Annotated in this window: 8 protein-coding genes; 7 read left to right on the top strand and 1 reads right to left on the bottom strand. The window is 59.5% G+C overall.

Features of this window, described 5'->3' with window-relative positions; genetic code table 11:
- Positions 1-35: 35 nt before the first annotated feature.
- Entirely contained in the window at positions 36-2,651 is a 2,616-nt protein-coding gene (locus VSP_RS39245; RefSeq protein WP_081452490.1) for a tetratricopeptide repeat protein, read from the bottom strand.
- A 229-nt stretch (positions 2,652-2,880) separates the two neighbouring features.
- On the opposite strand from VSP_RS39245, the gene VSP_RS10990 reads away from it, so the two are divergent.
- From VSP_RS10990 to VSP_RS11025, 7 genes are all read left to right on the top strand, one after another.
- Positions 2,881-4,599 (top strand): ABC transporter substrate-binding protein, encoded by a 1,719-nt coding sequence (locus VSP_RS10990; protein ID WP_157210840.1) that lies wholly within the window; start codon positions 2,881-2,883, stop codon positions 4,597-4,599.
- Positions 4,600-4,742: 143 nt separating this feature from the next.
- Positions 4,743-6,437, top strand: a complete 1,695-nt coding sequence (locus VSP_RS10995) for an ABC transporter permease (RefSeq protein ID WP_009960621.1) — start codon at positions 4,743-4,745, stop codon at positions 6,435-6,437.
- Positions 6,438-6,647: 210 nt separating this feature from the next.
- Entirely contained in the window at positions 6,648-7,763 is a 1,116-nt protein-coding gene (locus VSP_RS11000) for a DNA-directed RNA polymerase subunit alpha (RefSeq protein WP_009960622.1), read from the top strand.
- Between the two features lie 53 nt (positions 7,764-7,816).
- Complete coding sequence (gene rplQ / locus VSP_RS11005; protein ID WP_009960623.1) at positions 7,817-8,236, top strand: 50S ribosomal protein L17; 420 nt, start codon at positions 7,817-7,819, stop codon at positions 8,234-8,236.
- A 342-nt stretch (positions 8,237-8,578) separates the two neighbouring features.
- Entirely contained in the window at positions 8,579-9,007 is a 429-nt protein-coding gene (locus VSP_RS11010) for a hypothetical protein (protein WP_009960624.1), read from the top strand.
- A gap of 134 nt (positions 9,008-9,141) precedes the next feature.
- On the top strand, positions 9,142-10,308 hold the full coding sequence (locus VSP_RS11015) for a hypothetical protein (protein ID WP_009960626.1): 1,167 nt from the start codon (positions 9,142-9,144) through the stop codon (positions 10,306-10,308).
- An 898-nt stretch (positions 10,309-11,206) separates the two neighbouring features.
- Positions 11,207-12,022, top strand: coding sequence for a cytochrome c3 family protein (locus VSP_RS11025; RefSeq protein ID WP_009960628.1), 816 nt, complete (start codon positions 11,207-11,209; stop codon positions 12,020-12,022).
- Positions 12,023-12,025: the final 3 nt, after the last annotated feature.

Raw genomic sequence — 12,025 nt, forward strand, 5'->3', positions numbered from 1 at the left:
TCCCCTTGCCGAAAGTGATGCTGTCGGAACGTGCCTCAGTTCTTCCCTGTGCTCTCCGGCATCAGCCGTGACAACAGGTGCTCGTACCGTTGCCGGTGGGGGTGTCCTTCTGGGAAAATCTGGCGGGCGGTGTCCACGGCATGCTGTGCGAGGGTGATTGCCTCCTGGGGGCGTCTGAGCTGCACGCAGAGACGGGCGTAGTTGTAGGAGGTCATGGCGGTGTCGGGATGGAGAGAGCCCAGCACCCGGATTTGAGCTTCCAGCGTGCTCCGGTAGAGGGGCTCCGCGAGATTGAACTCGCCTTTGTCCAAAAGCAGGTTGGCCAGGTTCTTTGCGCTGACCAGGGTGTCCTGGTGCTCAGGGCCGAGAATGCGCACCCGCCCTTCAAAAGAGGCCCGGTAGAGCGTTTCTGCTGCATTCACGTCCTGGCGATCCGCCAGGACGTTGGCCATGTTGTTCTTGCTGCTGAGGGTGTCGGGATGGTCCGGGCCGAGGATCTTTTCCCGCAACTGGAGGGTGTGCCGATAGAGAGGCTCAGCGGCACCCAGATCCCCCTTGCGATAGTGCAAGGTGGCCAGGTTGTTCATGCTGGCGAGTGTCTCGGGATGCTCCGGACCATACAGGCTTTGGGACAGGGAGAGGAGACGTTCTGAGAGGGGCTGGGCTGAGGCAAAGCGCCCCAGCAGGCGGTGCAATGCTGAGAGCCAGCGCAGTGCGGCCAGGAGATTGGGCGAGGAAATACCCTCGTTGCGCTCGATGGCACGGAGCAGGGCATGCAGATGCGGCTCCAGCAATTGATAACGCTCTGTCCCGCCCACGACGCTCCGGATCTTCCAGCACTGGCGCAGGTAGGTGAGCACCCAGTCTCTCCAGCGTTGATAAACAGCGCGCGGATCAAAGAGGGAATGCTGCTGGATGGGGTCGCGCCACTCCCACTGGAGGCGGGCGGCTTCTGCCAGGCCTACGCTGGTGAGGGTCCATGCCTTCTCTTTCGTCCCCGGTTCTGCTCCTGGCACCTCCTGTTCGGTGAGGAAGCCGCGTCGCATCAGATGCTGAAGGGGGGGCTCCACCTCGCTGGGACGTACTCCCAAGGCCGTGGCAATGGAAAGTGCGGGTGCCGGGGTGGGGGCGTACAGGGAGAGCGCGTACCACGCGGGAAGGGCCTCCGCATCCAGACCGTTGAAGGACTGGGCGTACTGGGCCAGAATCCATGGCACGTTCTTCTTCTCGGAGGCAATGGTTTCGAGGAAATCAATGCCGTCCCGGCGGAGGCGTGCCAGATACGAGGATGGAGCGATCTGTTCTGAGGCCAGGTGCTGGGCAGTGAGCTCCAGCATCAAAGGGTGAGAGCCCATGCGACCGGCAATTTCCACCCAGACGGGATCGTTGAACTGTGGCAGCGAATGCGTGGGTGAGGGGGGGCTCGTCGCCCCTGGGGCGACAGCCTTTGCGGAAGCGCCGACGCTTGCCAGTTCTGGCTGCGCCACGGCGGGAGAGATGGTGGCATGGGGCTCTTTTCCCAAGCGAGAGCGATAGAGGCAGAATGCGCCATCCTCCAGCGACAGCGGATGGAGCGTCACCCTCGGGATGCCGGGTAAGGTAAAAGGCTCGAGGGCCTCCAGGACGAGGTGGGCGGGGCCAGCCAGTTGGAGCAGGCGCCCCAGATTTTCCGCGAACTCTGCGCCTTCAAGGATCAGGCACACGTCACGTCTGGAGAGGAGTTGTTTCACGGCCGCCTCGTGCTTGGTGTCAGGGATGTCCCCCAGACCAGCTTGGGTGAGGATGCCTGCGAGGGCGGAATAGTGCCCCTGCGCCTCGTGGAAATTGTAGCGGAAAATCCCTCCAGGGTAGGCACCGGGTGCATCGGGACCAGGGGCGATCTGTGCCAGCGAGGCGGCGATCAAGGAACTCTTGCCAATGCCCCGGCTTCCCGTGACGCAGACGCGAAAAGAGCTTTTCAGCGCCTGCTGAATGGACTCTTTTTCCAGCGTTCGGCCTACAAAGTTCGGCGCTTGTGGCGGTGCGTGCCACGGGGGTACGTTACGGGGGATCGGTGGTTTGGCGAAAAGTTCGGTGCCAGCCGTCAGCACCGGGAGCGGCGGTGCCTGCGGGCTGGCTTCCGCCGGAGGGGGAGGGGAGGGCGGTTCCTGTGCGAGATGCTGCCGCGTCTTGTCTATCCAATCCTTTAACCGACGAATGCTGGTGCGCAGGGCTTCCATGTCCTGCACGCGGATTTCGGCCCCATTGTGGCGCACCAGCCTTTCCTGGTGAGAGTGTTGAAGCGCCGCTGCCTCCTCCTGCTCTGGCGGGTGGGAGAGAAAAGGGAACTCCGCATCGCAAACCACGGCGAAGACGGTCTTGCCCAAGGATCGCGCCATCGCGTACTCAAGTTGCGCGTAGCTCCGGCGGGGTTCTGCGGTGGGGCGGTTGGCGGGCTCTGGTCCAAAGCAACTCCCCGCGAGATGAATCATCGCATCGCACTTGCTGATGTGATGTTCCATAAGGCTCCACGCCGCGGCCCACTGTGTGGGGTAGTTGTCCACATGGACTGGCGTGGCCTCCATCTGAAGAATCTCCGCCCGCACCAAGTTGACCGCTATGCCCAGGTCAGGACTTGCCGCGCTGATGTAGATCTCCGGTCGCCTTATCACAATCAGAAGTTGGTAGATTCACTCTATGCGGAGATCTCCCCCTTTAACAAGTAAAGGTATCTAAAAGAAATAATAATAGCAATAACGGATCGGTTTTTGAGGAAATAGCAATTTTGGTGATTTTATTTCGTATTCGACGCAAATGGTCGAGTGCATGGTCGGTGAAAAGCTTGCGCACCTCTGGCAATTCGGCTTCGTTGGCGCGATGCGCGGCGTTTCAAAACCCCAAATGGCAGCATTGTTGGCCACGCTTGCCGCATGGTGGGAGCGGTTCTGTCGTGTGCCCGTGGTGCAGCACTGGGGGCGGGAATTTGCCGCGGTGGGGGCCATTTTGATGGTGCTGGCCGCCCCATTTCTCCTGAAACCGGCGGAGGGCAGTGCTCCGCGGGAGTACCAGCGCCGTCTGGTGATCTACACCCCGCATCACGAAAAGATCCGGTACGAATTTGGCCGGGCCTTTGCCAAAAAATGGAAAGATGAGCGCGGGGAGATTCTCTATGTGGACTGGCGCGTGGCCGGCACTTCAGAGATCGCGCTCATGATGCGGTCAGACTACGCGGCCGCGTTCGAGCGCTACTGGAAGGAGACATTGAATCGCCCTTGGTCGCCGGAGGTGGCCACCTCCTTTGGGAATTCCAAAGTAGTGCTGCCCAAGCCAGGGGAAAAGGGAGAGCTTTCGCTCCAGCAATCCGCGAGGAAGGAGTTTTTGGCCTCTGCCGTCGGAATCGGAGTCGATCTCTTTTTTGGTGGAGGGGCAGTGGACTATGAGTCCCAGGCCAAGGCGGGATTCCTAGTCGCTGCGGACGCCAGCGGTCAGTTCGGGTTGAGGTCAGTGATGAAGAAACACCCGGAGTGGTTCCAGCCCCAGTCCATTCCTCAGAGCCTGGGAGGGGAGAGCTACTATGACAAGGAAGCCCGCTGGGTGGGAACGTGTCTTTCCAGTCTCGGCATTTGTTTCAATCGAGATGTCTTGAGGCGGTTGGGGATCGAGAAGGAGCCAGTGCAGTGGCAAGATCTGGGGGATCCGCGCTACTTTGGACAGGTGGCTTTGGCTGACCCTAACAAGAGCGGCACGGTGACAAAGGCCTTTGAGCAACTCATCCAGCAGCAGATGCAGCAGGCCATTGATGAGCGGCGGGATGACCCGAAGGCGGAAGGGGACCCGGAGAAGCTTGGGATCGAGATCGGCTGGGAGCGTGGGGTGCATCTCATCCAGAGGATCAGTGCGAATTCCCGCTACTTCACAGACAATGCCACAAAGATTCCGCTTGAGGTGTCTCAAGGGGATGCCGCCGCTGGTATGTGCATCGATTTCTATGGCTGGACGTTTGAGGACATGGTGCGCAGGCCAGATGGCACCTCGCGAATGGGCTATGTGACTCCGCTGGGAGGCACCTCCATGGGCGTGGACCCGATAGGCATGCTGCGGGGCGCGCCGGAGCCGGAGGTGGCCGCCGCATTTATGGAGTTCGTGCTCAGTGATGCAGGGCAAAAGCTCTGGAACTTCAACCCCGGTACGGCCGGTGGACCCGTCCGCACCCCGCTCCGTCGTCTGCCCGTGCGGCTCGATTTTTATAATGAGGTCAACCGCGTCTCCATGACGGATTCCCATGCTGACCCGATGGAGACGTCCCGTGCCTTCACCTACCATCCTGAATGGACCAGCCACCTCTTTGGTGTGGTGCGGTATCTGGTGAAGGTCATGTGTGTGGACACTCATGAGGAGCAACGTCGTGCCTGGGAAATGCTGATCAGCCGCAACTTCCCACCCCGGGCCACGGCAGTCTTTGAAGACACCCGCTTGCTCAACTACCAGAACGCCCAAGACCTCGCCGCCCTCTTGCAAAAGAAGGACAAGGTTCAAGAAGCCCGCAAGGCCACGGAACTGAGTGTCGCCTTTCGCAATCAATACCGTCGTGCCTACGAACTGGCCAAAGACGGGTTCTAAGAATGCCGGTGCGTCTTGATCTGGCCTGCACGGGGAAGTATCTGGAGAACCAGAAAGCGCCGATGCAAACCAAGCGCTAGGAACCAAGCACCAAGGATCAAGAACGAAGAACGAAGAACCAAGAACCTCCCCCCCCCCCCCCCATGCCTCGCTCTTTCAACTACGCAGTGTTCGTGGTGATGGCGTTCTTCTTCGCCTGTTTCTTCCTCATGCCCATCTGGAGCACGCTGGAGGTGGCGTTTCTAGGAGTGAAGGGCCAGTTCACCTTGGATTACCTGGCGGGCATTTTTCGCAGTCCCATGTACCGGGAAGGGCTGGCGAATGCCTTCATCATCGGAGTGTGGACCACCCTGGGCTGCTTGCTGCTCTCCCTGCCACTCGCGGTGCTTTACCACCGCTTTGAATACCCGGGAAAGAATGTCCTCAATGGGTTGATGCTGCTGCCCATGATCCTCCCCCCTTTTGTAGGTGCAGTGGGGGTTCGTGCCATGCTGGGGCAGGCAGGAGCCTTTAACAGCCTGCTCATCAAGCTGGGGCTCATGGACCCATCGCACCCGAAGGATTGGCTGGGGGAGGGGCAAATGGTTGGGGTCATCATCATGACGACGCTGCATCTTTTCCCCATCCTCTACCTCAATGTGACGGCGTCACTCTCCAATCTGGACCCTGCCCTGGATGAGGCTGCGGCAAATCTAGGGTGCCCTCCCTGGCGTCGTTTCTGGCGCATTACGCTACCGCTCATTATGCCTGGGGTTTTCGCCGGAGGCACCATCGTCTTCATCTGGGCTTTCACTGAGCTGGGGGTGCCGCTGGTTTTTGACTACACCCGGGTCACCTCTGTGCAGATCTACAATTCCTTGCGCGATCTGAGTGACAATCCCCAGCCCTACGCGCTGGTGGTGGTGGTGATGCTTGCCACCGTGCTGATTTATCTCGTCAGCAAGTACCTCTTCGGGCGCAGTCATGTGCTTGGGGGCGGGCGCAACGTCGTCGCGCGGGAGCCGGTGCGGCTCGGTCCAGTATGGGCATGGGGTGTGACGGCACTTTTCGGCGGGATCATCCTCATCGCCATGGTGCCGCACATCGGCGTCGTCCTGCTTTCTCTTTCCAAGGGGTGGTATCAGTCCGTGTTCCCAGAGGGGCTGACGCTTCAACACTATCGTGATGCACTCAGTCATGAGATGACGCTCAATGCTGTATCAAACAGCCTGAAGTACGCGTCACTGGCCACTTTGCTGGATGTCGTGTTGGGGCTGGGGATTGCCTACGTGAACGTGCGCTCCCGGTTGCCTGCCCGGCATCTGCTGGATGTGATGGCCATGTTGCCCCTGGCGGTGCCTGGCATCGTCCTTGCCTTTGGCTACCTTGCCATGGCCAGGGAAGGGGCGCCCTTTCACTGGCTCATGCTTGGGGAGGATCCAGTTTTGCTGATGGTGATTGCGTATTCCGTGCGCCGTCTGCCCTATGTGGTGCGGTCAGCCACCGCCGGGCTCCAGCAGGTGAGTCCCGATCTGGAGGACGCCGCGCAAAACCTGGGCGCTCCGCCGTGGCGGGCTCTGCTCCGCGTGACGCTGCCTCTAATCACTCCGAATCTCATTGCGGGTGGGCTTCTGGCCTTCGCCTTTGCCATGCTGGAGGTAGCCGACTCGATGGTGCTCGCCCAGCAGGCCGGTCACTATCCGATTACCAAGGCCATTTACCTCCTCCTCCACTCGCTGGGGAATGGTCCGTACCTCTCGGCCGCCCTAGGCGTCTGGGCCATGATTTTCCTCGGGGTCACCTTGCTCGGGGCGGCGCTGGTGCTCGGGAAGAAGCTCGGGGCCCTCTTCAGGGCGTAGCGGGAACGGCTCGGCTGGATGTTGCCAGAGCGGGGCGCTTTCACAGATTCAGTGACTGACACCGTCCAAAAATTTCTTGCAAGGTCGCAAACCTCGTGTTTCTTCCCCGCCCCTTGCGAGCCAGCCTATCCGCTGTTGGTCTTCGGGTCCCCTTTTCTTTAGATTGGGGGATAGCTCGCGCCGAAGGCAACCCAGCTATTCTACTACACTATGTCCATCCGTCTTGCCCGCTTCGAGATGCCGAACCGCCTTGTGAAAAACGAGGCGACCGCCACCGATTATTACGCTCAATTTGTCGCTGAACCTTTCGACCGTGGTTATGGCCACACGATCGGCAACAGCCTGCGCCGCGTGCTGCTTTCCTCGCTGGAAGGTGCCTCCATCACCAGCGTGCGTATCAAAGGGGCTGAACATGAGTTCACCACCCTTCCGGGCGTTCTCGAAGACGTGACCCAGATCGTTCTCAACCTGAAGAAGGTGAAGTTTCGCCACTTTGAGAACAAGGAAACCCGCCTCCTTCAGGTCTCCGTGGACAAAGAAGGCGTCGTGACCGCTGGCGACATCAAAGACGACACCAGCTACCAGGTCATCAACAAGGACCAGGTCATCTGCACCCTTGACCGCAAGGGCAAATTTGAAGCCGAACTCGAAGTCAAGGTCGGCCGTGGTTTCGCCACCAACGAAGACAACAAGCGTCCGGACATGCCGATTGGTGTGATCCCGATCGACTCCATTTTCTCCCCGGTGACCCGCGTGAAGTACGGAGTGGAAGCCACTCGTGTGGGCCAGAACACCGACTACGACAAGCTTCTGATCGACGTTTGGACCGACGGCCGCATCACCCCGCAGGATGCTCTGCTCCAGTCCTCCGCCATCCTTCGCAAGCACCTCGATGTGTTCGTCAACTATGACGACAATCAGGTCGAGTTTGAAGTGGCTCCGGAAGCCCAGAGCGAGGAAAATCTTGAGCTGCGCAAGCTGCTCAACATGTCCGTCAACGAGATCGAACTCTCCGTCCGCGCTGCGAACTGCCTCAACAACGCAAATATCACCAGCGTGGGCCAGCTCGCCATGAAGAGCGAAGCCGAGATGCTCCGCTATCGCAACTTCGGCAAAAAGTCCCTCACCGAGATCAAGGAAAAGCTCTCCGAGCTGGGCCTTACTCTCGGCATGAAGCTCGACCCCTCGCTGCTTGAGCCGCTGCCTGGTGGCGTCTCCATGCTGCGTGCTGGTGGCTTCCGTCGCGATGACGATGATGAGGCTGATGCCGACAGCTTCTCCCGCTTGATCAGCGCCAACCTGGGCGATGATGACGATGAAGAATAATCGCCTGCGCCCCGCCCAAGGTAAGGTTAATTGACTAACAGGAAATTGAGACAATGAGACATCAACGCAAAACCGTCAAACTGCAGCGCAAGGCCAGCCATCGCGATGCATTGCTGAAGAACCTCTGCAAGAGCCTGATCGAGCACCGTCGCATCCGCACGACTTTGGCCAAGGCCAAGGCCCTGCGCCCCGTGGTTGAGAAGCTTGTGACCCTTGGCAAGCGTGACACCGTGCACGCCCGCCGCCAGGCCTTCGCCGTGCTTCGCAGCAAGAACCTTGTCAGCAAGCTCTTCGGTGAGATCGCCGTGGCTTCCAAGGAGCGCCAGGGTGGCTATACCCGCATCACCAAGCTCGGCCAGCGCCAGAGCGACTCCGCTCCGATGGCTTTCATCGAGTGGGTTGACGCCTTCGCTCCCGCTGCTGCAACGGCTTCCGTCAAGGAAGTGGAAGCCGAAGTAGTCGGCAAGGAATAAGGTCGTCCAGCACGATTGATCCAATTTCAGGAACGCGGTGGTCGCCAGGCCTCCGCGTTCCTTTGTTTGTTTATGGGGGAGTTCAGACTGCTCTTCAGTGATGCTCAGCGATGGCTGCTCCAACCAACGCGCCAGCGTCTTGGAGTACGGTGGCTCGACACCGTTTTCTGACGGCGAGGGAGTGTTTCCAGCCGGGTCGTTCCAACGAAGTCCAACGCCCGGCTCGTGACTCCCAGTGGGCGTCAGCCGTCGTCCTGTCAATTCCTGTTTGGAAGTGAGCCGTGGCCACATCCTGCGTGACATTTGCCTCAATGCACGCAATCCTCTCGAAAAATATTCGCCATGGATTCTTCCAGCCCCATCCCTATCAACCCGAAGGACGCTGAGCATCTCAAGCTCCTCTCGATCTTTCACTACGTCTCGGCTGGCCTGTCCCTGGCAGGTTTGGGGTTCATGTTCCTGCACTTCCTCTTCTTCAAATCCATGATGTCCGACCCCGGCACGTGGAGCGGGGCCAGGGGAGGTGCTCCGCCTCAGGCGTTTTTCACATTCATGAAGTTCACCTACGGTTTCATGGGGTTCTTCTTCATGGGCTATGCCGTTGCCAACCTCCTCTCCGCCAGGTACTTGGCGCAGCGCCGTCGGCGAATGTTCTCCTATGTCGTGGCAGCCTTGAACTGCTTGCATGTCCCTATCGGCACCACATTGGGGGTGTTCACCATCATCGTTCTCTCTCGGGACTCGGTGCTGAGGGCGTATGGGGACGACTGATCGCCCAGATGCCGCGATTCTAGACTTGCAGCGAAGAAAGCACCTCAAATTGAGCGTTAAACACCCTGCTCCTGAACCGGATGGTCAGGCCCTTTCTTATGAGTGCATTGCCGTTTTCGCTCCCATTCTTAATTTTGTGGGCCATTGCCGCAGGCAGTGCCGCTGCGGCGGAGGGTGAATCCTCGGGTTCGCCTACCGGTCAGGAGCGTGCTGAAGACCGCGGTTGGCAAAAACACGGCCTGATGTTCAAAATGGAGCCGGGCGTGCTGGTGCAGAATTTTACGAGCCCCGCTGAACCCTTGGATGGTGGTCGCTGGCGAATCTGGTGCAGCCTTTCAGGGGCCACTCGGGAGAAAAATCTCGCGTTCGCCGAGGGCAAACCCGGTGGAGAGTGGAAAGTCACGGAGGCGGTGTTGTCCTCCGGTGAACCGGACGCTTCGGCTCCGTTTGCCATTGGCGGTCTGCCAGGCGGGTGGCATCCGGTGCAGGGGGTGCATGTCGAGCTTCCGAAGGGTGGCCAGCGACTCTATTTCTGGGTCCATGGCCCCGGGGTGGTGAGGTATGTGGCGGCAGACCGCATCGGCGCGCAGGGGGATCGCTATCAGGTGATCAATGTCGCCTCGCCCTGTCTCTACCATCCTGCCGACCGGGCGGTGGGCGGTGCGGCGGCTGTGGAGGCGAACCTGCCGAAGTGGGCCAAGAAGGTGGCAGCCCCGGCAGAGGGGGAGGTGCTCGCGCCAGCGAGTCTGATCTCCAACGATGCAACCAATGTGTACTCCCTGCCAGATGGCTCCTTTGAGATGTACACGGTAGGCCTCGTCCAGGTGTCCAAAGAAGATCCCAGGTACCAGCCGCAGGACAATGTCCCCGGCCTGTTGCGTGTGATTGACCGGCTTACCAGCGCTGATGGTCTCCAGTGGGGCAACCGGGAGCGGGTCATCGAGCGGGACGGAAAAGACCCTGTTGATCAGCAATTCTATTTCCTCTCCGTGACCCACACCGACAAGGGGAGGGTGGGGCTGTTGGGGCACTATCGCCTGGGGGCGCAGACGATTGACCTGGAGCGCTGCAATTCCACAGATGGCATCAAATGGGACCGACTGGCGCGCGAACCGTGGATTTCACGAGGAGAGCAGGGAGCTTTGGATGGCTATCTCCTGCATGCTCCTCATGCCATGGTGAAGCACGAGGGGAAGTGGTGGCTCTTCTACACCGGGGGGAACTTTACCCACAACCACAAGCAGGCCTACGGACCCGAGCATCGAGGCATCTTTCTCGCCACCCGGGAGAGGGTGGAGTAGGGAGAGTTGGCTTGTCACGGGGGCGCCTCAAGAGCGGGGGCCGCTTTGCCCCGATCAAACCAAATCAATCCGTGAACGATTCCATACGGGTTAAATCCTTCATGACCCTGTAACGTGCATGGTTCTTGTAGTGCAACGTTGTCGTCACCTTGCCATGGGGGGCGAGCTTCATGTAGTCCCCATTGCCATCACCAAGGTAGGTGAGGTTTTCGATTTACGGTGGATTGATGGCCCGGCTGTACCCAGTGCCCGCAGGAAGGTTCGCATAGGCGGTCGGGCCTCCAACCAGCTGAGCGAATCCAGGTTGGTCCCTTCACTGGCACCAAAATAGAACGGATGCCAATCCTTGGGGGCGGAGAACGCCCAGGCGAAATCCTGGAGAGGGGCCTTGGGAGTCTGGATCCGTATCGCTACTGCCGAGCCTCGATGGGGGATCGGAACTAGAATTTGCCCGAGATTGACTTCGACTGGCTCAGGTGTGCCGCTCTTCTCGCCGAGAGTCACGAGGGGGAAGTGATTCGTCTGCGCGTAAAGAAGGGGTCCGGGATCTGCGGGGAGCTCCGAGGCAGAGGGGGGCGGGTCTGCTGCACCGAGCGCCGAAGCAGCGGCGAGAAGACTGCTCAGCAGGAAAATCGATGAGCCATGGATTTTCTTGCCCCTAAGTGAGACGCGCAAGACCTTGAAACTACCGGAATTTACCGGTCAGGAGCAGGAACTTTTGAGCTGATTCTCCATCCGGCATAAAAGCTGCGTCAGCCCCACAGCACAAGGGGTGTACAGGGACATCGCGGGTTGCCAAAAAGTTCAAAATTCTTCATTTCCATTCTTGCAAACAACTGCCAGCATCCTACAGTGAATCCCCTTGTGAAATTTTTCACAAGCGCAGACTCTGAACCTTATGGGCAATTTTTTTCCTCGCTGGACCAACTGGGTGCCGTTGAAGATTGCGGTGTGCCTTGGATTTGTACTGGTGGGCGTGGCCGTTGGTGCCTCCTACTATTTCACCCCAAAGTACACCCGGGTGGGCTATGAGCCGACGCAACCGGTGGCATTCTCGCACAAACAACACGTAGGGGAGCTCGGCCTCGACTGTCGCTACTGTCACTCCTATGTGGAGCAGTCCAGCCACTCAAACGTGCCGACCAACCAGACCTGCTACAACTGTCACGGGCCGGACAAGGGTCAGGTCAAGAAGGACAGCCCGAAGCTCGCCCAGGTTCGTGAAGCCAACATCACCGGCAAGCCCATCGAGTGGGTGAAGGTGCACAAGGCCCCGGACTACGTTTACTTCAACCACAGCGTGCACGTGAACCGCGGCGTTTCCTGCGTCAGCTGCCACGGCAAGATCAACGAGATGGAAGTGGTGAAACACGCTGAGCCTCAGAGCATGGGCTGGTGCCTTGACTGTCACCGCCAGCCGGAGAAGAATCTCCGCCCGCTCGACCAGATTACCAACCTGAATTACAAGCCTGAGCAGCTCAATCGCGACGCCTTCTATCAGGGTCTGACTGACAAAGGTGCCAAGATCGAAGACCTCGCCAAGACGGTCCTCAATGGCAAATCGGTGGAGAAGCTTCCCGCCGACCTGAACGCTCTTGTGGCCCTCGCCACGGATACCTACGGCCCAACGGTCACGCAGCAGGAGGTCGGCAGCCAGCTCAAACACAACTGGCGCATCCATGCTCCCGAGGATTGCACCACCTGTCACCGCTAACCT

The organism is Verrucomicrobium spinosum DSM 4136 = JCM 18804 (assembly GCF_000172155.1).
In the GTDB taxonomy this organism is placed as follows: Bacteria; Verrucomicrobiota; Verrucomicrobiia; order Verrucomicrobiales; family Verrucomicrobiaceae; genus Verrucomicrobium; species Verrucomicrobium spinosum.

Coding starts and splice junctions, on each gene's coding strand:
- VSP_RS11000 (WP_009960622.1), top strand. CDS start 6,648: ATGTCCATCCGTCTTGCCCGCTTCGAGATGCCGAACCGCCTTGTGAAA.
- VSP_RS11025 (WP_009960628.1), top strand. CDS start 11,207: ATGGGCAATTTTTTTCCTCGCTGGACCAACTGGGTGCCGTTGAAGATT.
- rplQ (WP_009960623.1), top strand. CDS start 7,817: ATGAGACATCAACGCAAAACCGTCAAACTGCAGCGCAAGGCCAGCCAT.
- VSP_RS10990 (WP_157210840.1), top strand. CDS start 2,881: ATGGCAGCATTGTTGGCCACGCTTGCCGCATGGTGGGAGCGGTTCTGT.
- VSP_RS11010 (WP_009960624.1), top strand. CDS start 8,579: ATGGATTCTTCCAGCCCCATCCCTATCAACCCGAAGGACGCTGAGCAT.
- VSP_RS10995 (WP_009960621.1), top strand. CDS start 4,743: ATGCCTCGCTCTTTCAACTACGCAGTGTTCGTGGTGATGGCGTTCTTC.